Consider the following 21538-nt stretch of genomic DNA (forward strand, 5'->3'; position numbering starts at 1 on the left):
TGACCAGTTTGTCGACCTCATCCGCCGCCCGATCGGCACGCAGGCGCCAGGCGTCGACCAAGTGTTCGTTGAGATCGAGTTTGTCTTGTACGTCATCGATGCTCGTACTGATCGCGCCGAGCAGGCCGCCCTGCACAATCGGCTCGGGTTTGGCCGGCTCTTCAGCAGCGGCCGGAACCCCGGGCAGCGCGGCGGCTTCGAGTTCGTTGCCGCCGAGAAACAGCAGCGCTCCCAGCAGAATGGCGATCCTGAACTTGATCAAAACTCCGGTCTCCGTTGGCTGAACCTGTAAGGAACTGATCGGTGAATGGCGGACAAGTTCGGTTTTTGCCTCAATACCCCTTCCCCTGTGGCGAGGGGATTCATCCCCGATCGGCTGCGCAGCAGACGTAAACGCTCGACTTTCACACCCTCTGGACATCGGGAGACCGGTTTGGGGCTGCTTCGCAACCCATCGGGGATGAATCCCCTCACCACAGGGTTCACAGCACATAGTGGATATTTGCGCCAGCAGCAAATATCAAATGCCCAACCCCGTATTTTTCCGCACAAGCCAAACCTCGACACTGCGCTCCATTCAAACCTCTACCGGAGTGCCGTCATGCCCATTGCCTTGCTCGCGCTGACCCTCAGCGCATTCGCCATCGGGACGACCGAATTCGTCATCGTTGGCCTGCTTCCCACCATCGGCGCCGATCTTGGCGTCAGCCTGCCGTCCGCCGGGCTGCTGGTCAGTCTGTATGCGCTGGGTGTCGCCATTGGCGCGCCGGTGCTGACCGCCCTCACCGGCAAGGTCCCGCGCAAACTGTTGCTGCTGTCGCTGATGGTGCTGTTCACCCTCGGCAACCTGCTGGCGTGGCTGGCGCCGAGTTATGAATCGCTGGTGCTGGCGCGGATCGTCACCGGTCTGGCGCACGGGGTGTTCTTCTCCATCGGCTCGACCATCGCCACCAGCCTGGTGCCCAAGGAAAAAGCCGCCAGCGCGATTGCGATCATGTTCACCGGCCTCACTGTGGCTTTGGTCACCGGCGTGCCACTGGGCACATTCATCGGTCAGCATTTCGGCTGGCGGGAAACCTTCCTCGCCGTCTCGGCGCTGGGTGTGATCGCCTTCATCGGCAGCCTGCTGTACGTGCCCAACAACATCGCCCACAGCAAACCGGCGTCTCTGCTGCAACAACTGCAAGTGCTGAAACAACCGCGTCTGCTGCTGGTGTACGCCATGACCGCGATCGGTTACGGCGGCTCGTTCATCGCCTTCACGTTCCTTGCGCCGACTCTGCAGGACATCTCCGGTTTCAGCGCCGGCACTGTCAGCCTGGTATTGCTGGTGTACGGCGTGTCGGTGGCAGTCGGCAACATCTGGGGCGGCAAACTGGCGGATAAACGCGGGCCGATCAGCGCTTTGAAAATCATCTTCACCCTGCTGGCCGCCGTGCTGTTCGTACTGACCTTCACCGCCGGCAATCCATGGCTGGCGCTGGCGACGGTACTGGTGTGGGGCGCGGTGGCGTTCGGCAACGTGCCGGGGCTGCAGGTGTATGTGGTGCGTCAGGCTGAACATCACACACCGCACGCGGTAGACGTGGCGTCGGGGCTGAACATTGCCGCGTTCAACCTCGGGATTGCCGGTGGTGCGTGGGGCGGCGGGCTGATCGTCGAACATCTGGGCCTGATTCACACGGCGTGGATCGGCGGGCTGGTGGTGTTGCTGGCGCTGGCACTGACGGCGTGGAGCGGGCGACTGGATCGCCTCGGTCCGACCTATGCCGAAGGCACTTCGCGGGTTGTCACCGGCCACTGATCCCACGATCCCCCTGTAGGAGCTGCCGAAGGCTGCGATCTTTTGATCTTTAAAAGCAACATCAAAAGATCGCAGCCTTCGGCAGCTCCTACAGGGATCGTTAGTAAATCTCAGAAATGTACCGTCCGTAACGCCACCGAAACTTTCCCGAACCGCCCACAGTCATCAACAGACACAGGCTGTACGAGGACTGACAACGGGAGGGCGGCATGGCAACGATTCATATCGGTATTTCCGGCTGGCGCTACGTTCCGTGGCGCGGGGATTTCTACCCGAAAGGACTGACCCAGAAGCGCGAATTGCAATTCGCTTCACGGGCGGTCAACAGCATCGAAATCAATGGATCGTTCTATGCGCTGCAACGGCCCGAACGTTATGCCGAGTGGTACGCCGAAACGCCGGATGACTTCGTGTTCAGCGTCAAGGCGCCGCGTTTCATCACCCACGTCCGGCGCTTGCGCGAGATCGAAAAACCGTTGGCGAATTTCTTCGCCTCCGGGGTGCTGGAACTCAAGGAAAAGCTCGGGCCGATCCTCTGGCAGTTTCCGCCGAACTTCAAATTCGACCCCGAGCGCTTCGAGCACTTCCTCTCACTATTGCCCCACGACACCGAGGCCGCTGCCGCCCTCGCCCGTCAGCACGACGCACACCTGCACGGCCACGCCAGCCTGAAAGCCTGGCGCAAAAAACCGCTGCGCCATGCCGTGGAAGTGCGCAACGACACCTTCATCGACCCTGACTTCGTGCGCTTGTTGAGACGCTACAACACCGCCCTGGTGATCGCCGATACCGCCGGCAAATGGCCGTACCGCGAAGACCTCACCAGCGATTTCGTCTACCTGCGCCTGCACGGCGCCGAAGAACTGTACGCCAGCGGCTACACCGACTCCGCGCTCAAAAACTGGGCCGAACGCATCGACGCCTGGCATCACGGCCGACAGCCTGGCGATGCGCACCTGATCGCGCCGCGCCTCAAGCCTAGGGCGCGTAAATCCCGCGAAGTGTTCTGCTATTTCGACAATGACATCAAAGTCCGCGCCCCTTACGACGCACGCCACCTTCTGCAGCTTCTGGACCTCGACCAACACCTCGCAACCACCCCCGGCGAACCTGCTGGCGAAGGGGTGCTGGCATGAGCATTCCAGAGCCGGTGGGTTTCACCGATGAAGGTTCGGTGGTCGCGCCATCGGTGCGCCGTTTCACCGTGCTGACGGTCAACACGCACAAGGGCTTCACCGCTCTCAATCGGCGTTTCATCCTCCCGGAATTGCGCGAAGCGGTGCGCAGTGTGGCGGCGGATGTGGTGTTTCTGCAGGAAGTCCACGGCACCCACGAGCACCATCCCAAGCGCTACAGCAACTGGCCGACGATGCCGCAGTACGAGTTCCTCGCCGACAGCCTCTGGCCGCAATTCGCCTACGGGCGTAACGCGGTGTACCCGGAGGGCGATCACGGCAATGCGCTGCTGTCGAAATTCCAGATCATCCGCCACGACAACCTCGACGTGTCGATCAGCGGCCACGAAAACCGTGGCCTGCTGCATTGCGTGCTGCGCCTGCCCGGCGATGGCGTCGAGGTGCATGCGATCTGCGTGCATCTGGGCCTGCGCGAAAGCCATCGCAATGCGCAATTGAAGCTGCTCGGAGAGCGCCTGGCGCAACTGCCGGAGGATGCTCCGGTGATTATCGCCGGTGACTTCAACGACTGGCGCCAGCGCGCTGATGCGCTGCTCAAGCCCTGCGGCCTGCGCGAGGTGTTCGCCGAGCATCACGGCAAACCGGCGCGTAGTTTTCCGGCGCGCTTGCCGACCTTGCGCCTCGATCGAATTTACGTGCGCAACCTCAAGGCCAGCCAGCCAAAGGTTCTGGCGAACCGGCCTTGGTCACACCTTTCCGACCACGCCCCGTTATCGGTGGAGATCGAACTATGAGCAGCGCACCGCTGGAGAAATCCGCCGTGGAACCGATCAGCATCAACCCGCCGGTGCGAGAGCCCGGGCACGTCGATGTCGAGTACGGCTGGCAGGGCAACAACCGCGTCGAGCTGCTGGAAAACGGCGAGGAGTATTTTCCCCGGGTGTTCGACGCCATGCGTGCGGCCAAGAGTGAAATCCTGCTGGAGACCTTCATCGTTTTCGAAGACAAGGTCGGCGCTGAGTTGCAGCAGATCCTGATCGACGCGGCGCAACGTGGCGTGCGCACCACCGTCAGCCTCGACGGTTTTGGTTGTGGCGAATTGACCACCGGGTATCTCGCGGCATTGAGCGATGCCGGCGTGCACCTGCAGATGTTCGACCCGGCGCCCAAACATCTGGGCTTTCGCACCAACTGGTTCCGCCGCTTGCACCGCAAGATCGTGGTGGTCGACGGACTGATCGCGTTCATTGGCGGGATCAACTTTTCCGGCGATCACCTGGCCGATTTCGGCCCCGAAGCGAAGCAGGATTATGCGGTGCAGATTCAGGGGCCGGCGGTCGCTGATATTCACCATTTCGCTCTACTGCAAAGCGGTCGGCCGGGTCGTGCACGGTTCTGGTGGCAACGGCGCCGCCAGCGCCGGGCGGACATGGCGTTCAATGAGCACGACGGTCAGATACGTCTGGTGTTTCGTGATAACGACCAGCACCACACCGATATCGAAGACGTGTATTTGCACGCATTGCGCCGGGCCAAACGCCGGGTGGTGATCGCCAACGCCTACTTCTTCCCCGGCTATCGCCTGCTGCGCGAAATCCGCAATGCAGCGCGCCGCGGCGTCGAGGTGCGACTGATCCTGCAGGGCCAGCCGGACATGCTGGTGGCGAAACTGGCGGCGCGCATGACCTACGACTACCTGCTCAAGGCCGGGGTGCAGATTCACGAATATTGCCAACGGCCGCTGCACGGCAAAGTCGCGCTGGTGGATGAGGAATGGAGCACCGTCGGCTCGAGCAATCTCGACCCGCTGAGCCTGTCGCTGAACCTGGAAGCCAACGTGTTGATCCGCGACCGCGCGTTCAATCAGCACCTGTTCCAGCGCCTCGAAGACCTGAGTCAGAACCACTGCAAGGCGATGGACGCCAGCATGTCCCCGCGCGGGCGAATCTGGCACATGACCGTGGGGTTTCTGGTGTTCCACTTCCTGCGGCATTTTCCGTCGATGGCAGGTTGGCTGCCAGCACACAAACCGCGACTCAAGCCGTTTCGAGGTCGTACGTCATGAGCCATTCCCACGCGCAATCGGCCCCAGCGGCGCACTCTCGATGGAGTCGCTGGAAACGTCCACTGACCCTGCTGTTCTTCCTCGCCCTGATCGTGCTGCTGACGATGTTTGCCACGCGCATCGAATGGGCGGAAGTCCTGCAGACCCTGGCAGACTTCAAGGTGCGCACGCTGATCATCGCCGCCAGCCTGACCTTGCTGAGTTTTCTGACCTACGCCAGCTTCGACCTGATCGGGCGTACCTACATTCGCCAGGACCTGACCTGGAAACAGATCCTGCCGGTGGGGATCATCAGCTACGCGTTCAACCTCAATCTCAGCGCCTGGGTCGGCGGGATTGCCATGCGCTATCGGCTGTATTCGCGGCTCGGAGTCAGCAAAGGCAACATCGCCAAAATCCTCGGCCTGAGCCTGGCCACCAACTGGTTCGGCTATATGACGATTGCCGGGGTGGTGTTCAGCAGTGGCCTGGTGAGCATGCCACCCGGCTGGAAAATCAGCAGCGCCGCATTGCAGGGCATTGGTGTGCTGTTGCTGCTGTCGAGTGCCGGTTACCTCGCCGCGTGTCAGTTCTCCAAGCGTCGCGAGTGGTCGATTCGCGGCGTGGAAATCAACCTGCCGTCACTGCGCATGGCCGTCCTGCAATTGTTGCTCGGTGCACTGAACTGGTCGCTGATGGCAGCGGTGATTTTCACTTTGCTGCCGGGCAAACTGGATTACCCGCTGGTGCTCGGCGTGCTGTTGATCAGTGCGATTGCCGGAGTCATCACGCATATCCCGGCGGGGCTCGGGGTGCTCGAAGCAGTGTTTGTCGCACTGCTGCAACACGAGGCTTCACGCGGGAGTCTGGTGGCCGGGTTGCTGGCGTATCGGGCGATTTATTTTCTGCTGCCGTTGTTGATCACGCTGGTGATGTATCTGCTGGTGGAGGCCAAGGCGAAGGCGTTGCGGATCGAGAAGAAACCGTCCTGATTTTGTGGCTATGGCTGATGGCCCCTTCGCGAGCAAGCCCGCTCCCACAGGTAGAAAGCATTCCAAATGTGGGAGCGGGCTTGCTCGCGAAGGCGTCCGAAGAGCCACAACAAATCATGTGGACTGGATGATGCTCAACCGCTCCCCGACCACCATCTCGGTAATCCAGTCCACCAGAATCGAGGTATAGGCCTGCTGTGACACCGGCTCGCTCAGGGCATGATCGGCACCGTCGATAATCCGGTGCGTCAGCGAATGCGTCTGCTGACACGCCGCGCGGTAACTCATGATCGTTGCGTGGGGCACGTAGTCATCGGTTTCCGATTCCACCAGCAACACATCCCCGGTGAATTGCGAACAGGCATGCAGCGCACGGTTGCTGTCGGCACGTACCAGCGTCGCCCGATAGTCGCGCAGGTCGGCCTTGTCCAGTTCACGCTTGGGCGTATGCCATTGCTCGTCGCGATACAGCGCCGGCACCCGCAACGCCAACCAGCGTACCGGACGCAACGAGGTGAGGATCGACGCCAGGTAGCCGCCATAACTGGTGCCGACCACCGCAATCGCCGAGGTGTCGAGCGCCGGGTGCGCCAGCAGGCGATCGTAGGCTGCCAGCAAGTCGCGCAGGTTGTCTTCGCGCGTCACCCGGGTCAGCGGAATGCCGGTGCCACCGGTGTGGCCGCGCAAGTCAAAGGTAAGGCACACGCAGCCAAGACCGGCGATGCCCTTGGCCCGCTCAAGGTCACGCTCCTGGCTGCCGCCCCAACCATGCACAAACAACACGCCCGGCACTTTTGATTTGGGACTTAGAAACGTCCCGCTCATCTGTTCGTCATCAATGTCGATCTGAATGCTTTCGCTTCTAGCCGTCATAGGATTTGACCGTTACGTATTTGAGAAGAAAGTCGCTGTTCTCTGCCGGCCCGCGGTAAATCTCGATGGCATCTGCCGGCAAGGATTGCTCGGTGTAGGTTTCCACTGTCGAGACGCGGATCGCTGGCATGTTCGGATCATTGACGAAGCTTTGCAGCGCAGCCAGTTCAGCGCTGCTGGCACCGCCCATGCGCCAGGATTGCTCGAGTACCCCGCTACGCGGTTTGCCGTCGCTATCCAGCCCCTGAGCAATGTCGTAGTTGCGCCGCGAGGCATAGAACCCCGGATAGGCTTCATCTGCCGCGCAGTCGAAAATCTGCGCCTGTTCAATGGCCAGTCGCACGTTGTCCGGCAGATCCAGCGCCAGCAGAACCGCATAATCGCCCGGCACGACCAAAAGATTCGAACCCCCGTAAACGTCTTCACCGTGGGCATCTGTGGTCAAGTATTGATCACCGCAGTAGCTCAGCACCGTGTCACCGATGAATGACTGACCGACGCTGTGAGTGATCACTTCACTCAGATCCTGCTCCAGCACCACACCGTCGCGAAACAGCGCCGCCGCATCCGGCCGGGCCAGCACTTCGTCGAATCCATCGAGGCTGTGGATAACTTCCTGGCCGCGACCGGCGCAGGCATGAATCGGCTTCAAACGGATCGGCCCGCTGTACAGCAAGTGTTCGGCGGCGGGCCGCGCGTCTTCCAGGGCGAATACAGACAAACCATCGAGCACTACGTCGCGCACGCGCTCGGAAAACAACGGCGCCCAGCCTTGGGGCGCGTGGGCCAGATGGCTGTGCAGGCCGTGGCTGATGGCTTTGGTGCAGATGAAATCGTGCCCTACATAACCGCCCCACAAGTCGTGCGGGCCTTTGATGCCCATCTCCTGAGCCTGGCTGGCACCCACGATGGTTTGCGTCGGCAGCCAGTAGAGATCGCGACCGCGATGTTTTTCCGGGTCATAGCTGCCGCCGAACTTGAGCCCGAGAATCTGAGCGAGCCAACGCGCCAGCGCCTTGTTGGTTTGCACCTCATGTTGCGGCGCACCGGTACGAACCGAATGGGCGACCACCATTTTTTTGCTCGGTATTGGGGTCATGCGTCCCCCTTCAAGCGACTCGATGAATGTAGGTATTTGAGGTGCAGAGATCAGGCCAATCGCCAAACGACAAGAACGCAAAAGAATTCAAGCGCTTGCGCAAAAGTTGATGGCATCGGGCCTGTTTCAATCTGCACGACCGCCCGGCAAATTGCATGATCGATGGCCTACCGCTGCTCACGGACTTCCCTCCAGATCGCGTCAAACATGACGCATCGCTTGTTGATCGCCTGACGCCCGGTTTGAAGCGCAATCATCTTCGCTTCAGGTATCTGTCGAGTCATTCGCCCCAGAATCTCCAGCATGGTCACAGCGTGGCCCTCATCTTCTTCAATGTGCAGCCGAAAAAACTCCAGACCATCCTCATCGATATTCAGACTCTCCAGTGCCGCAAGAATCGGTTTGTAGATCAACGGCACAACGGCTTCAGCCCCCAGGCACAGCGCTGAAAGGCCCTCGACCGGATTTTCACTGCGGCAAAACTTCATGATCGACTGGGTGAATGCAACGGTCTGGGGTAAGGGCGGCTCCGCCAAAGCGTGGGTGCCCAGCACTTTGAGGGAGCGTTGGAACAGATCGGCATGGGTGACCTTGTCGTCACCGTCGATTCCCATTTCCTCCAACAGGTTTTTCATTAAAAGCCTGATGTCGTCCAGCGACTCAAGGCGATTGATGATCGCGCAGAGAAAGCGAGTGAAATTCCGAGAGTAATAATGGTGCTGTACCAGGAAATAGCGCATGCCGGCCAGAGAGACATAACCATTCTCCATTGCCACCAAAAGATCATGATGAACCAGTCTGCTTAACGCATCAGCATCCACCCACTTGTTCCATATGGAATCGCCAGTAAGCGTTTGAATAGCAGGCACAACATCATCGCCGTATAAATCACTGTCTTTTACCATTATATAATTCCTTTTAACTTGCCTTGGTCATCCAATGAACCAGTCTATTTAGCGAATGCCTGCCTCCCTCCAATCATTGTGCATCGCTATAAATAACGTGTTGTTTATATCTGCTCAGAAAATAAGCACACAAAGAGGAAAAAATAATACACAGACCGCCTGACGCAAGAATAAGAGCACTGCTGGAAAACTGGAGCAACAGCCATCCACTGAGCAAACTAGCGGGCGGAATTGCCAGATAGGCGATGAGCCGGGTCACGCCGACAGTTCTCCCCAGAATCGCTCGCGGAACCACTTGCTGGCGATAGGTGAAGAATGCGATGACAACCACGGACTGGCAGCACGTAGAAAGCGCCCAGAGTGCTGCGAGTGTCCAGGGATCGCTGGCCAACGCTGCGGTCAACGTGAAGACGCCTGCCAGCAGACAACTGCGCCGGATGAGAACGCCGGCCGAATAGCGTCTCACAAGAACAGCACCTGCAACTGATCCGGCAACGGCACCTGCACCAATCAGCCCGTAGTAATAGCCGACATCGCTCAATGGCACTGCCAGGAGCGTGGTGAAGACATAGATCAGGCTGGCACCGATCAGTGCAAAACCGAAGTTGCAGAAAAAGAACAGCACAACCAGCGAGCACAGTTCCCGATGCCGAAAGACATAGAGCAGCCCGGCCTTGATTTCAGTGAGGGCACGACGGGTGGCGGGCTGAGGCTTGCCCTGCTCCTCCAGCCAGTAGCAAAGCGGCAAAGAGAGCGCAAAACCGGCAATGCCGACAACGAGAATCCGCTCCTTGGTGCTAAAGGCCAGCACGGCAGCCACGCTGATTGGCGCAACGATGCGAATGATGTTGTCACTGGCGTTGACGATCGCATTGAACCGATGAAGCCTTGCCCCTTCGACCAGCACCGGTGCGATGCTCTGGAACACAGGGTGATGGGTTGCGCCAACGCTTGCCAGCATGAAACTCAGCAGCAACAACGTGATGCTCAAGGCGTCCCCGGACAAGGTGCTCACAGCGATGTACATCAGACAACCGATGAGGATGTTGACCAGATCGCCACCGATCAGAAATCGCCGCTTGCTGTAGCGATCACTCCATACGCCAGCAAACGGCGTGACCAGTATGTAGGGTGCCATCGCGGCGAAAAAAGCCAGCGAAGTCCAGACAGGGGATCCAGTTTGCTCATAGACGTAAAGCGGGATGAGAAATGCAATGGCCCATGAGCAAACGGACGTGATGACATAGGACGCCAGCAGCTTGAACATCAGACGATCTCCGGCTGCGCGGGTAGTCGCTGATTATTCGCGAGATGCCCACATACCGCGCAGTCCGGGTTCTGTTGCCAGACTTCGGCAATACCGACATCCAGATCGTCGAAGGTGAACTCCTTGAGCTTGTTGGTCAGTTGTGGCGGCTGGCAGCCGGTGAGGATCTTTACGGTTTCGCTGACCATCATGCCCGCGGTGACGGCCACCAGCGTCACCAGCGCCGGACCTGGGTGCTGGTAGGTTATGTCGTGCTGCTTGGCCATGGTCGAGATACTGTTCACCAGGCTGCTTTTGTCGCGTGCCGAAGTCAGCCAGCAAGCACCGCAGCCGGAGCTGCCGGGTAGCACCGAATAGAAAACCGAGCGTCGCACATCGAGCCCGCCTGATATGAAAGGCACGCCCTCCTGAACACAGGCTTCGTTAAGCCAGTCGGCCATATAGTTTGCGGGTTTGTCGGCAACGCAAATCACAATATCGTGGCCGCTTACGACTCGGGCGACATCCTGAGCTGATTCGAGGCGCGTCTCGTGCGCAACAATGTCGAGATGACTGTTGAACTCGAGCAACCGGCGCCTGGCAGTCTCGACCTTGGGCATCCCGACGTCGCTCTCCCTGTAGAGAATCTGTCGATTCAGGTTGCTCAACTCGATCTTGTCAAAATCAAGGATCGTCAGGTGATGCACACCCAGCGCTACCAGATCGAACAGGATATGGGTGCCGAGGCCGCCGCAACCCAGTACGCAAACCCTGGCCGCGCGCAGTTTCTCCTGAGCCGAAAACTTGTTCTCTCCTACCGCCGCCATCGACCCGAAGAAATCGATGTTGCGGGAAAATCTGTTGCGATCGTGGTCCGAGAGAGAAGTTGCCTCGAACGCGTCGGGACTTTCCACCAGCCGGTATCTGATCAGATCCTGCGCAACGCTGTGCAGATCCTCCGGATCCACCGCGGGGTAGCGTGCTGCCACCTGGGTTATCAGCGTTTCGTAAGGAGCACTGCCATCCAGTGCATTGGCGAACTCCCAGACAGCACCATGGGGATCGGGGATTTTTGCGTATTGCCCGTTGAACCGCAGGACAACCTGGCCTTCAAGTTTGAATGGAATAATGGTCGGCTTCAGACAAAGCTTCATATATAAGCCTCAAGACTATAGAAAAGTTATAAAGAACCAGGGCCATAAGGCCCCGGTTCTCATTGGCTAACTCAGCCGATCTGAGAATCGCCAGCGGAAGATGCTTTTTCGAAAGTCATAATGAATTCCTCAAAAAGGTTAATGGGCCAGTGACCGAAGCAACTCACCGGGCTGCATGGGTGTGCACATACAAAACCTAGAATAAGTTTCCGAGAGTTGCGAACCGACGTTATTTCTTAATGTTACTCAAATAAAGGACACCTCTTTATTCCTACTTACTTCGAGCTTCAGCTCCTACAGAACAAATAAAAAGCAATGTAGGAATATTCATTAAAACTTAAACAAAAAAATGATAGTGATCCCGAAAACAACTTCGGTGACTTGATACATAATTTTTTCAATCCCCAGCAGACGACGTGTTCATCCCGGCAAAAACACTTTCGACCAAGGGTTCTCCAATGGCCTTTAGAAATATCGAAAAAATCTCACGCGTGAGCCATTGATGGCACTTTGAATTGACTGTAGTGTGGCTCACGCGTGAGATGTTCATAACGGAGTCATTGCCATGAAAAGCCGCTCCCCCACCGTTGCGTCAGAGAGCCCAAAGGGAGAGCGCTCGAAACCGTCCGCGAAAAAACCGTCGAGCTTCTACATGAAGCAGATGCGCGCGGGCCTGGCTGCCGCCGGATATGTGAAACACGAAGCTTGGGTACTTCCGGAAAACCGAAGCTTGCTCAAGCAGATGGAGCAACAGCTACGCCAACCGATTCTGGCTGGCTCATTCATGTCGGAGAATTACATGAGCGCAGGCAACAACTGGAACATCGATAGCCTCTTCAACGCCCTCAAGGCACTGGATGAGGTGGCTTCGCACGAGATCACGCTGTCTCTGATCCAGAGCTCCGAACCCAGCATCAAGCTGGAAATGAACGAATTCGGCGGTCTGCCGATTCACATCGCCCTGGCCGGTGCACAGATCATCGTCGACACCGTGCTGGTGGACATCGACTCGATCACTGACGTGCGCGCCTTCAACGACGCCGTGTTGCGCAGCCGGGAAATGTTTCCGCTGTCGTCGATCGGCATCGAGTCGATGCCCAACGGCCAGACCGTCTACAACATGTTTGGCGCCCTCAGCGCCGACTCGAGCCTGACCAACGTCGTCACCGAGGTGAAAACCCTGGTCGACAACGTGCAGCGCGCGAGTGAAGCCTTCGAACACTTCTTCAAGTAATCAACAGGGAATATCCAATGACTCAGTCCATCTGGAGCAAGTTGTTCACCGCTCTGCGCGGCGGCGCCAATGAAGTCGGCGAAGCGATCGTCGACCAACAGGCACTGCGCATCCTCGATCAGGAAATCCGCGACGCCGACACTGCGCTGTCCAACGCCCGCCGCGAGCTGGTCACCATCATGGCCAAGCACAAACTGGCCGCCGACCGCGTGAGCGAATACGACGCCAAGATCAAGGATCTGGAAGCGAAGGCGGTTTCCGCGCTGAACGCCGGCCGTGAAGACCTGGCACTGGAAGTGGCCGAAGCGATTTCGACCCTGACCAACGACCTTGCCGCTGAAAAAGCCCAGAGCGACGAGTTCGGCACCTACGCCGAAAACATGCGCAAGGACATCACCAAAGCCGAATCGCGGATCAAGAGCCTGCGCCAGCAGGTGGACATGGCCAAGGCCCGTGAAAGTGTGCAAAAGGCACAGGTCAGCGCGTCCATCGCCAGCGGCGGCGCCAACGGCAAACTGGAAACCGCTGTCGGCACCCTGAACCGTCTGCAGGCCAAGCAGCAGCAACGCGCTGCCGAGCTGAGCGCCGCCGACGAACTGGCTGACGCCTCTACCGGCAACGATCTGGAGCGCAAGCTGCGCGACGCCGGCATCACGCCGAACGAAGGCAGCGCCAATGCGATTCTTGAGCGCCTGAAGCAAAAATCAGCTCAGTAAAACCGCCCTGCTGTAGGAGCTGCCGCAGGCTGCGATCTTTTGATCTGGATTCAAGATCAAAAGATCGCAGCCTGCGGCAGCTCCTACAGTTCGCACCCACAACATTTGCATTTTGCCTGCTCGTTCGTCGCCCGGCCCGGTACACTGGCGGCGCTTTTTACAACGAACACCTCCACCCGCCTCAAGGAATGTACCCATGGGATGGTTCAAAGACTTGCTGGGCACCAGCAACTGGCAGACTGCCGCGCCCGCTCCGGTAGCCGGCGGCCCACTCGGAATGGCACAAGGCAAAGGCGTGCGGTTCGACTCGACCCTGGCATTGCTGCTCGATGGCAGCACCTCGGTGCAGGTCCCGGCAGCAGAGGCGATCTGGAGCGCCGGCTGGATTGACCTCGGCCAATCCAACAAGCTGCATCGCTACTACCTCAACAACGAAGATTTCTGGCTGCAGATCCACGTCACCGGTGACGATCAGATCGAATCGGTCATCCTGTTCAACTATCTCGGTTACGTGACCGTCAACAGTGACGCCGAACTGCAGCGCCTGGCCGGCCCGGCAAGCCCGATCGGCCTGCCGACCTACACCCATGACGGCATCCAGTACAGCCGTGAATGGGGTACAGAGCAAGGCCAGACCGAACTAGTGCCGCTGACCGAACACGTGATCAACCCGGACGAGTCCTACACCATCGAGCACCACTCGATGCTATACGCCCGCGAAACCGGCCTGACCGATCGCCGCGAGCTGCTGCTGTTCTCCGTCGAACAGGACGAGGAAGGCACCGTCAGCCTGAGCACCTCGCTGGGCATTTCGTTGTACACGACTGATCTGAGCACCATTTAAAAAGGAAGTTTTTCCATGCTGGAAGTGCTGGCCGTTTCCCTGAACAAGACCGCGCTGGTCGGTTTCGTCGTCTACCTGATCGGCGCCGTGCTGCTGTTCATGCTGTTTCAGTTCGTCTATACCCGCATCACGCCGCACAAAGAGTTCGAATTGATCCGCTCTGGCAACATTGCCGCCGCCATTGCTTTGGCTGGCGCGATCATCGGCTTTGCGATTCCGGCCAGCAATGTGATCGCGTTTTCGGTCAACGTTCTCGACTTCGTGTTGTGGGCCGTGATTGCAGCCGTGGTGCAACTGTTGGCCTTCCTCGCTACGGGGCTGGTGCTCAAGGGCACGTCGCAGCGCATCGCCAACGGTGAAATTGCCTCGGGTATCTACGTGGCTGCAGTGGCCATCAGCGTCGGCATGCTCAACGCCGCGTGCATGACCCCGTCCAACTGAGCGGCAGGAAGCCTTCGATGAAACGCAGCAAGTACGTTCAACTGTCCCTGGCCGCGTCGGTGGCCGTGGCCATTTCCGGCGAAGCGGCCGCGCTGGACCCGCAACGCTTTCAAACGGTCGAACAGTGTGTCGATGCCTCGGTCGCGGCCGACGTCTGCTCGAACGCCTACGTCGCGGCACTGACCGAACACCGACGCATTGCGCCGGCTTACGATGACAAGGCCAAGTGCGACGCCGACTTTGCAGCTGACTGGTGTCAGAAAAATTCCGACGGCCGTTTTGTGCCCAAACTCGGCGGCTTCAAAGTGCCGCAGAATGGCGAGGCACCGCAGGATCTGGATGCGATTGCCAATGCGCAGTTGCCTGCCGGTGAAGCGACGGCCGCGCAAAACGTACAAAGCACGCCACACGCTTCCGGTAGCGGCAACGGTTGGCTCTCGGGCTGGCTGATCGGCAATGCGATGAGCAACAACGCCAACCGCACGGTCTATCGCGACCGCGACACGCGCCAGACCTACAACACATCGACGCAGTACCGCAAAATCGAATCGGCGCCACGCAGTCAACCCGACTACGAGAGCAGCAAAAGCAAACCGGTGAATGTCGCCTCGTCGACCTCCCGGGGCGGCTTTGGCAGCCAGTCTTCCGCACGTAGCGGTTGGGGCGGATGGGGCAGCAGTTCCGGTCGCTCGAGCAGCTGACCATGAAGAAGATCCACTGCGCCGAACGCCCCGACTGGAAACAGACCGCCGAAAGCCTCGGTTTCATGTTCCACACCATCGACGACGAACCGTACTGGGACGAAAGCGCCTACTACCAGTTCACGCTCGCGCAGATCGAAAACGATCTGGAGGATCCGACCACCGAACTGCACGAGATGTGCATGGACCTGGTCGACCGCGTGGTGCACAACGAAGAGCTGCTGGATCGCCTGAGCATCCCGGCGCCGTACTACGACATGATTCGTACTTCCTGGCTGGAAGGTCATCCGCATCTGTACGGGCGCATGGACTTTTCCTACAACGGCAACGGCCCGGCCAAGCTGCTGGAACTCAACTACGACACGCCGACCAGTCTCTATGAAGCAGCGGCGTTTCAATGGGGCTGGCTGGAGCAGTGTATCGAGCGCGGGATGCTGCCGCGCCACGCCGACCAGTTCAACAGCATCGATACCAAGCTGCATCAGGCATTTGCCGAATTGCAGCTCAAGCGGCCGTTCTACTTTGCTTCGATGAAAGACTCGGTCGAAGACAAGGGAACCACCGATTACCTGCGGCTGATCGCGGAAAAGGTCGGCATCGAATCACGGCACATTGACATCGAAGATATTGGTCTGACCGCCGAGGGTCGCTTCGTCGACCTGGAGGATCGCTGGATCCCGCATCTGTTCAAGCTGCATGCCTGGGAATTCATTTTCCACGAGCCGTTCGGTGCGGCGATTGCCCAGTGCGATACGCAGTTTTTCGAACCGGCGTGGAAGTCGATCCTGTCGAACAAAGGCGTACTGCCGCTGTTGTGGGAGCTGCACAAAGGCCACCCGAACCTGCTGGCGGCGCATCTTGATCCGAATTCTGCCAGCGCGGTGCCCAAGGGCTGGGTACGCAAACCGTACTTCTCCCGCGAAGGCGCCAACATCGAGCTGCAAACGGCGCAAGGTCTGATCGTCAAAGAGGACGGGCCCTACACTGATGCGCCGTTCATCCTGCAGGAGTTCGCGCCATTGCCGAAGTTCGGCGACAGCTACACGCTGATCGGCTCGTGGGTGATCGGCGATCAAGCGGCAGGCATTGGCGTACGGGAAGACAACAGTCTGATCACCAAGGATTCGAGCCGGTTTCTGCCACACCTGATCCTCGACTGAAACAAAGGCCCTTGTAGGAGCTGCGGCACGCTGCGATCTTTTGACCTTGATTTAAAAGATCGAAAGATCGCAGCCTTCGGCAGCTCCTACAGGTGATGACCGTAGAATTGCGCTGAATAAAAAAGGCCCGTCGTGTTGAACGATGGGCCTTTTTATTCAACGCGAATGCAGCAATGAATCAGAACGGAATGTCGTCATCAAAGCTGTCGAAATCCGGAGCCGGTTGCGGTGCAGCCTGCTGTGGAGCCGGGGCTGGACGCTGTTGCGGGGCCGATTGCTGCGGGCGTGGAGCCTGTTGACGTGGCGCCTGCTGCTGGTAGTTGTTGCCACCGCCTTGTTGGTCACCCTGTTGTGGACGGCCGCCGAGCAGTTGCATGGTGCCTTGCATGTCGACCACGATTTCGGTGGTGTAACGCTTGATACCGTCTTTTTCCCACTCGCGGGTCTGCAGTTTGCCTTCGATGTACACTTGCGAGCCTTTACGCAGGTATTCGCCAGCGATTTCCGCAACCTTGCCGAACATCGAAACACGGTGCCACTCGGTCTTCTCGACCTTCTGACCGGTCTGCTTGTCGGTCCACTGTTCGCTGGTTGCCAGACTCAGGTTGGTCACGGCGTTACCGTTAGGCAGGTAGCGAACTTCGGGATCCTGGCCGCAAGTGCCGACCAATATGACTTTGTTAACCCCACGGGCCATAACGTTCTCCTAGGCTTCGCAAGCAGCCTCGGCCGGGTTGTTCACCAGGCGTTCGAGGGTGTCGCGATCCACTAATTCTTTGTCCAGTTTGATGTAAACAGCCGCTTCATCAGCAACTATCACTGCATCTGTTACCCCTACGAGGGCCTTGAGGCGCTCGACCAGACCCGCTTCGCGGATCGCCTCGGGCGACAACGGCAAGCGCAGGCTCGTCACGTAGGGAGGTTCGCGCATGGTAACAGCAAAGGCCAGCCAGATGGCAGCCAGACCCGCACATCCAAGGAACACAACCGACAGACCGCCATGCTGAAACAGCCAGCCGCCGAGTATCCCGCCGAGTGCCGAACCGAGGAACTGACTGGTGGAATACACGCCCATCGCCGTGCCCTTCCCGCCTGCCGGTGAAACCTTGCTGATCAGCGACGGCAACGAAGCTTCCAGCAGATTGAACGCGGTGAAGAACACCACCGTACCGATCACCAGAGCCCGCAAGCTGTCACCGAACTGCCAGAAGAATAGCTCAGTGAGCATCAGCGTCAGGACGGCACCGAGCAAAATTCGTTTCATTTTGCGTTTCTTCTCGCCGTAGATGATGAACGGGATCATGGCGAAGAAAGAAATCAGCAGCGCGGTCAGGTAAACCCACCAGTGCTGCTCCTTGGGCAAACCGGCCTTTTCCACCAGCGCCAACGGCAGTGCGACGAAGCTCGACATCAGCATCGCGTGCAGCACGAAAATGCCCAGGTCCAGGCGCAGCAGATCGGGATGTTTGAGCGTCGGCATCAAGGCCTGACGCGCCACGCCGGATTCACGATGGCTCAATGGCCCGGTGGACTTGGGCACCATGAACATCACGATGACGATCCCGAACAGCGCCATGCCGCCAGTGGCGAGGAACAGCCCGGACAGACCGAATGCGCGGGTCAGCAGTGGCCCGACCACCATCGCCACAGCGAACGAAAGGCCGATGGTCATGCCGATCATGGCCATGGCTTTGGTGCGGTGCTGTTCGCGAGTCAGGTCGGAAAGCAACGCCATCACCGCCGCGGAAATCGCCCCGGCGCCCTGCAGGATGCGTCCGGCGATCACGCCCCAGATCGAATCGGCCTGAGCCGCCAGCACACTGCCAAGGGCGAAGACCACCAGCCCGAGGAAAATCACCGGACGCCGGCCGATGCGGTCGGAAATGATCCCGAACGGAATCTGGAAAACCGCCTGGGTCAGGCCGTAAGCGCCAATCGCCAGCCCGATCAGGGCCGGGGTCGCTCCTGCCAGGTCCATGCCGTAGGTCGCCAGTACCGGCAACACCATGAACATGCCAAGCATACGGAAGGCGAACACCAGGGCCAGACCGCTCGCTGCGCGGGTCTCGCTGCCACTCATGCGTTCGCTGTGGGGATCGTGCATGGAAAAACCTCGTGTGAACCGGCGGCGATTCTACCAGTCCCATCGAAAGACGGGGTATATCGCGACGCTATGACGCGTATAGATGAAACTCTCTTCATGCAAGGCAAAAAACCCTTCGTTTGATAGTGTGCATCCATCCAGTATTTGCCCGTATACTCCTGTGTTTTCGACGCCCGCCGAGCGAGGCCACTTTGGACAAGATCCTGATACGTGGGGCCCGTACCCACAACCTGAAGAACATCGACCTGACCCTGCCACGGGACAAACTGATCGTCATCACCGGCCTGTCCGGATCCGGCAAGTCGTCCCTGGCCTTCGACACGCTGTACGCCGAAGGTCAGCGCCGCTATGTCGAATCCCTGTCGGCCTACGCCCGACAGTTCCTGTCGATGATGGAAAAACCCGACGTCGACACCATCGAAGGCTTGTCGCCGGCGATCTCCATCGAACAGAAGTCGACCTCGCACAACCCGCGCTCCACGGTCGGCACCATCACCGAAATCTACGACTACCTGCGTCTGCTGTATGCACGCGTCGGTACGCCGCGCTGCCCGGATCACGACATTCCGCTGGAGGCGCAGACCGTCAGCCAGATGGTTGACCTGGTGCTGGCACAACCGGAAGGCAGCAAACTTATGTTGCTGGCGCCGGTGATCCGCGAGCGTAAGGGCGAACATTTGTCGGTATTCGAAGAACTGCGCGCCCAGGGCTTCGTCCGTGCGCGGGTCAACGGCCGCATCTGCGAGCTCGATGAGCTGCCGAAACTGGACAAGCAGAAGAAGCACTCGATCGATGTGATCGTCGACCGCTTCAAGGTCCGCGCCGACCTGCAGCAGCGTCTGGCCGAATCGTTCGAGACTGCACTGAAACTGGCGGACGGCATCGCCCTGGTCGCGCCGATGGACGACGAGCCGGGCGAAGAGATGATCTTCTCTGCGCGCTTCGCCTGTCCGATCTGCGGCCACGCCATCAGCGAGCTTGAGCCGAAGCTGTTCTCCTTCAACAACCCGGCCGGTGCCTGCCCGACCTGCGATGGTCTCGGGGTGAAGCAGTTCTTCGACATCAAGCGTCTGGTCAATGGTGAGCTGACCCTGGCCGAGGGCGCGATTCGCGGCTGGGACCGGCGCAACGTCTATTACTTCCAGATGCTCGGCTCGCTGGCCTCGCACTACAAGTTCAGCCTGGAGAAGCCATTCAACGAACTGACCGCCGAACAGCAGAAACACATCCTGCACGGCAGCGGCTCACAGAATGTCGACTTCAAGTACCTCAACGACCGCGGCGATATCGTCAAACGTTCGCACCCGTTCGAAGGTATCGTGCCGAACCTCGAGCGCCGCTATCGCGAGACGGAATCGGCGAGCGTGCGCGAAGAACTGGCCAAGTTCCTCAGCACCCAGGCCTGCCCGGATTGCCGTGGCACCCGTCTGCGGCGTGAAGCGCGGCACGTGTGGGTAGGTGAGAAAACCCTGCCGGCAGTGACCAACCTGCCGATCGGCGATGCCTGTGAATACTTCGGCGAGCTGAAGATGACCGGGCGTCGCGGCGAGATCGCTGACAAGATCCTCAAGGAGATTCGCGAGCGCCTGCAATTCCTGGTCAATGTCGGCCTCGACTACCTGTCGCTGGATCGCAGTGCAGACACCTTGTCCGGCGGCGAGGCGCAGCGCATTCGCCTGGCCAGCCAGATCGGCGCCGGTCTGGTCGGGGTGCTGTACATCCTCGACGAACCGTCCATTGGCCTGCACCAGCGCGATAACGACCGCTTGCTTGGTACCCTCAAGCACCTGCGCGATATCGGCAACACCGTGATTGTGGTCGAGCACGATGAAGACGCAATTCGTCTGGCCGACTATGTGGTGGATATCGGCCCGGGTGCGGGGGTGCACGGCGGGCAGATCGTGGCTGAAGGTACGCCGGCCGAAGTCATGGCGCACCCGGACTCACTGACCGGCAAATACCTGTCGGGCCGGGTGAAGATCGAGGTGCCGGCCAAACGCACACCACGCAACAAGAAGCTGACGCTGTCGCTCAAGGGCGCTCGCGGCAACAACCTGCGCAACGTAGACCTGGAAATTCCGATCGGCCTGCTGACCTGCGTAACCGGCGTGTCCGGCTCGGGCAAATCGACGCTGATCAACAACACGCTGTTCCCGTTGAGCGCCACTGCACTCAATGGTGCGACCACGCTGGAAGCGGCCGCGCACGACAGCATCAAGGGGCTGGAACATCTCGACAAGGTCGTCGACATCGACCAGAGCCCGATCGGTCGTACACCGCGCTCTAACCCGGCGACCTACACCGGGCTGTTCACGCCGATCCGCGAACTGTTCGCCGGCGTGCCCGAGTCGCGCTCCCGTGGTTACGGCCCGGGGCGGTTCTCGTTCAACGTCAAGGGCGGGCGCTGCGAGGCGTGCCAGGGCGACGGTCTGATCAAGGTCGAAATGCACTTCCTGCCGGACATCTACGTGCCGTGCGATGTGTGCAAGAGCAAGCGCTACAACCGCGAGACCCTTGAGATCAAATACAAGGGCAAAAGCATCCACGAGACCCTCGAGATGACCATCGAGGAAGCCCGGGAGTTCTTTGACGCGGTGCCGGCGCTGGCGCGCAAGCTGCAGACGTTGATGGATGTGGGGCTGTCGTACATCAAGCTTGGGCAGTCGGCGACAACGCTCTCCGGTGGTGAAGCGCAGCGGGTCAAGCTGTCACGCGAACTGTCCAAGCGTGACACCGGCAAGACCCTGTACATCCTCGATGAGCCGACCACCGGCCTGCACTTCGCGGATATCCAGCAATTGCTCGACGTGCTGCATCGCCTGCGCGACCACGGCAACACGGTGGTAGTGATTGAACACAACCTGGACGTGATCAAGACTGCCGACTGGCTGGTGGACCTGGGACCGGAGGGTGGCTCCAAGGGTGGTCAGATCATCGCCACCGGTACGCCGGAGGAAGTGGCCGAGATGAAGCAGTCTCACACCGGTCATTACCTCAAGCCATTGCTGATTCGCGATCGGGCCTGATCTCCGGGCATGAAAAAGCCCCTGTCACTTCAACAGTGACAGGGGCTTTTTTATATCTG

19 protein-coding genes and 1 pseudogene are annotated in these 21538 nt (G+C 59.3%); 12 read left to right on the top strand and 8 right to left on the bottom strand.

Annotated features, from left to right (window positions below):
* Positions 1-262 (bottom strand): annotated as a pseudogene (locus DBR18_RS28950) (mechanosensitive ion channel protein); the annotation flags it as partial.
* Positions 263-601: 339 nt separating this feature from the next.
* On the opposite strand from DBR18_RS28950, the gene DBR18_RS08880 reads away from it, so the two are divergent.
* The 5 genes from DBR18_RS08880 (at position 602) to DBR18_RS08900 (ending at position 5976) form a co-directional block, all read left to right on the top strand.
* On the top strand, positions 602-1804 hold the full coding sequence (locus tag DBR18_RS08880) for an MFS transporter (protein WP_108590071.1): 1203 nt from the start codon (positions 602-604) through the stop codon (positions 1802-1804).
* Between the two features lie 209 nt (positions 1805-2013).
* Positions 2014-2940: a DUF72 domain-containing protein gene (locus DBR18_RS08885; RefSeq protein ID WP_108590072.1), complete on the top strand. Its 927-nt coding sequence runs from the start codon at positions 2014-2016 to the stop codon at positions 2938-2940.
* Positions 2937-3734 (top strand): endonuclease/exonuclease/phosphatase family protein, encoded by a 798-nt coding sequence (locus DBR18_RS08890; RefSeq protein ID WP_108590073.1) that lies wholly within the window; start codon positions 2937-2939, stop codon positions 3732-3734. The genes DBR18_RS08885 and DBR18_RS08890 overlap by 4 nt, the downstream gene beginning before the upstream one ends.
* Positions 3731-5005, top strand: coding sequence for a cardiolipin synthase ClsB (clsB, locus tag DBR18_RS08895; protein ID WP_108590074.1), 1275 nt, complete (start codon positions 3731-3733; stop codon positions 5003-5005). Before DBR18_RS08890 ends, clsB begins: the two co-directional genes overlap by 4 nt.
* Positions 5002-5976 carry a lysylphosphatidylglycerol synthase domain-containing protein gene (locus tag DBR18_RS08900; RefSeq protein WP_108590075.1) on the top strand — a complete coding sequence of 325 codons (975 nt, stop codon included), beginning with the start codon at positions 5002-5004 and terminating at the stop codon, positions 5974-5976. The genes clsB and DBR18_RS08900 overlap by 4 nt, the downstream gene beginning before the upstream one ends.
* Positions 5977-6090: 114 nt before the next feature.
* On the opposite strand, the gene DBR18_RS08905 is transcribed toward DBR18_RS08900, so the two are convergent.
* The 5 genes from DBR18_RS08905 to DBR18_RS08925 all read right to left on the bottom strand — a co-directional run bounded on the left by DBR18_RS08905 (position 6091) and on the right by DBR18_RS08925 (position 11253).
* Positions 6091-6849, bottom strand: a complete 759-nt coding sequence (locus DBR18_RS08905) for a S9 family peptidase (RefSeq protein ID WP_027614239.1) — start codon at positions 6847-6849, stop codon at positions 6091-6093.
* Complete coding sequence (locus DBR18_RS08910; protein WP_108590076.1) at positions 6839-7948, bottom strand: DUF3182 family protein; 1110 nt, start codon at positions 7946-7948, stop codon at positions 6839-6841. The genes DBR18_RS08905 and DBR18_RS08910 overlap by 11 nt, the downstream gene beginning before the upstream one ends.
* 167 nt (positions 7949-8115) lie before the next feature.
* Positions 8116-8853, bottom strand: coding sequence for a TenA family transcriptional regulator (locus DBR18_RS08915; RefSeq protein WP_108590077.1), 738 nt, complete (start codon positions 8851-8853; stop codon positions 8116-8118).
* A 73-nt stretch (positions 8854-8926) separates the two neighbouring features.
* Positions 8927-10120, bottom strand: a complete 1194-nt coding sequence (locus DBR18_RS08920; protein ID WP_108590078.1) for an MFS transporter — start codon at positions 10118-10120, stop codon at positions 8927-8929.
* A complete protein-coding gene (locus DBR18_RS08925; RefSeq protein WP_108590079.1) occupies positions 10120-11253 on the bottom strand; it encodes a ThiF family adenylyltransferase in 1134 nt (377 codons plus the stop codon). Before DBR18_RS08925 ends, DBR18_RS08920 begins: the two co-directional genes overlap by 1 nt.
* A gap of 565 nt (positions 11254-11818) precedes the next feature.
* Here DBR18_RS08925 and DBR18_RS08930 point away from each other — a divergent pair.
* The 6 genes from DBR18_RS08930 to DBR18_RS08955 all read left to right on the top strand — a co-directional run bounded on the left by DBR18_RS08930 (position 11819) and on the right by DBR18_RS08955 (position 16349).
* Positions 11819-12487, top strand: a complete 669-nt coding sequence (locus DBR18_RS08930; protein ID WP_108590080.1) for a YjfI family protein — start codon at positions 11819-11821, stop codon at positions 12485-12487.
* A 17-nt stretch (positions 12488-12504) separates the two neighbouring features.
* Positions 12505-13203, top strand: a complete 699-nt coding sequence (locus DBR18_RS08935) for a PspA/IM30 family protein (RefSeq protein WP_108590081.1) — start codon at positions 12505-12507, stop codon at positions 13201-13203.
* Positions 13204-13399: 196 nt separating this feature from the next.
* Positions 13400-14047 carry a DUF2491 family protein gene (locus DBR18_RS08940; protein WP_108590082.1) on the top strand — a complete coding sequence of 216 codons (648 nt, stop codon included), beginning with the start codon at positions 13400-13402 and terminating at the stop codon, positions 14045-14047.
* Between the two features lie 15 nt (positions 14048-14062).
* Positions 14063-14488, top strand: coding sequence for a DUF350 domain-containing protein (locus tag DBR18_RS08945; protein WP_027614247.1), 426 nt, complete (start codon positions 14063-14065; stop codon positions 14486-14488).
* 17 nt (positions 14489-14505) lie between these two features.
* Complete coding sequence (locus tag DBR18_RS08950; RefSeq protein WP_108590083.1) at positions 14506-15189, top strand: DUF1190 domain-containing protein; 684 nt, start codon at positions 14506-14508, stop codon at positions 15187-15189.
* 2 nt (positions 15190-15191) lie between these two features.
* Positions 15192-16349, top strand: a complete 1158-nt coding sequence (locus DBR18_RS08955; protein WP_108590087.1) for a glutathionylspermidine synthase family protein — start codon at positions 15192-15194, stop codon at positions 16347-16349.
* A gap of 178 nt (positions 16350-16527) precedes the next feature.
* Here DBR18_RS08955 and DBR18_RS08960 read toward each other — a convergent pair whose 3' ends face one another.
* On the bottom strand, positions 16528-17046 hold the full coding sequence (locus tag DBR18_RS08960) for a single-stranded DNA-binding protein (RefSeq protein WP_007966163.1): 519 nt from the start codon (positions 17044-17046) through the stop codon (positions 16528-16530).
* Positions 17047-17055: 9 nt separating this feature from the next.
* Complete coding sequence (locus DBR18_RS08965; RefSeq protein ID WP_108590084.1) at positions 17056-18453, bottom strand: MFS transporter; 1398 nt, start codon at positions 18451-18453, stop codon at positions 17056-17058.
* A gap of 191 nt (positions 18454-18644) precedes the next feature.
* On the opposite strand from DBR18_RS08965, the gene uvrA reads away from it, so the two are divergent.
* Positions 18645-21479 (top strand): excinuclease ABC subunit UvrA, encoded by a 2835-nt coding sequence (gene uvrA / locus DBR18_RS08970; protein ID WP_003228713.1) that lies wholly within the window; start codon positions 18645-18647, stop codon positions 21477-21479.
* Positions 21480-21538 lie beyond the last annotated feature (59 nt).

The organism is Pseudomonas sp. HMWF021, from assembly GCF_003061005.1.
Taxonomy (GTDB): domain Bacteria; phylum Pseudomonadota; class Gammaproteobacteria; order Pseudomonadales; family Pseudomonadaceae; genus Aquipseudomonas.

What these genes read in the sequence shown, in the direction of transcription:
- DBR18_RS08945 (WP_027614247.1), top strand. Translation starts at nt 14,063, where the DNA reads ATGCTGGAAGTGCTGGCCGTTTCCCTGAACAAGACCGCGCTGGTCGGT.
- DBR18_RS08960 (WP_007966163.1), bottom strand. Translation starts at nt 17,046, where the DNA reads ATGGCCCGTGGGGTTAACAAAGTCATATTGGTCGGCACTTGCGGCCAG.
- clsB (WP_108590074.1), top strand. Translation starts at nt 3,731, where the DNA reads ATGAGCAGCGCACCGCTGGAGAAATCCGCCGTGGAACCGATCAGCATC.
- DBR18_RS08965 (WP_108590084.1), bottom strand. Translation starts at nt 18,453, where the DNA reads ATGCACGATCCCCACAGCGAACGCATGAGTGGCAGCGAGACCCGCGCA.
- DBR18_RS08900 (WP_108590075.1), top strand. Translation starts at nt 5,002, where the DNA reads ATGAGCCATTCCCACGCGCAATCGGCCCCAGCGGCGCACTCTCGATGG.
- DBR18_RS08955 (WP_108590087.1), top strand. Translation starts at nt 15,192, where the DNA reads ATGAAGAAGATCCACTGCGCCGAACGCCCCGACTGGAAACAGACCGCC.
- DBR18_RS08940 (WP_108590082.1), top strand. Translation starts at nt 13,400, where the DNA reads ATGGGATGGTTCAAAGACTTGCTGGGCACCAGCAACTGGCAGACTGCC.
- DBR18_RS08910 (WP_108590076.1), bottom strand. Translation starts at nt 7,948, where the DNA reads ATGACCCCAATACCGAGCAAAAAAATGGTGGTCGCCCATTCGGTTCGT.
- DBR18_RS08880 (WP_108590071.1), top strand. Translation starts at nt 602, where the DNA reads ATGCCCATTGCCTTGCTCGCGCTGACCCTCAGCGCATTCGCCATCGGG.
- DBR18_RS08935 (WP_108590081.1), top strand. Translation starts at nt 12,505, where the DNA reads ATGACTCAGTCCATCTGGAGCAAGTTGTTCACCGCTCTGCGCGGCGGC.
- DBR18_RS08925 (WP_108590079.1), bottom strand. Translation starts at nt 11,253, where the DNA reads ATGAAGCTTTGTCTGAAGCCGACCATTATTCCATTCAAACTTGAAGGC.
- DBR18_RS08885 (WP_108590072.1), top strand. Translation starts at nt 2,014, where the DNA reads ATGGCAACGATTCATATCGGTATTTCCGGCTGGCGCTACGTTCCGTGG.
- DBR18_RS08920 (WP_108590078.1), bottom strand. Translation starts at nt 10,120, where the DNA reads ATGTTCAAGCTGCTGGCGTCCTATGTCATCACGTCCGTTTGCTCATGG.
- DBR18_RS08950 (WP_108590083.1), top strand. Translation starts at nt 14,506, where the DNA reads ATGAAACGCAGCAAGTACGTTCAACTGTCCCTGGCCGCGTCGGTGGCC.
- DBR18_RS08905 (WP_027614239.1), bottom strand. Translation starts at nt 6,849, where the DNA reads ATGACGGCTAGAAGCGAAAGCATTCAGATCGACATTGATGACGAACAG.
- DBR18_RS08930 (WP_108590080.1), top strand. Translation starts at nt 11,819, where the DNA reads ATGAAAAGCCGCTCCCCCACCGTTGCGTCAGAGAGCCCAAAGGGAGAG.
- DBR18_RS08915 (WP_108590077.1), bottom strand. Translation starts at nt 8,853, where the DNA reads ATGGTAAAAGACAGTGATTTATACGGCGATGATGTTGTGCCTGCTATT.
- DBR18_RS08890 (WP_108590073.1), top strand. Translation starts at nt 2,937, where the DNA reads ATGAGCATTCCAGAGCCGGTGGGTTTCACCGATGAAGGTTCGGTGGTC.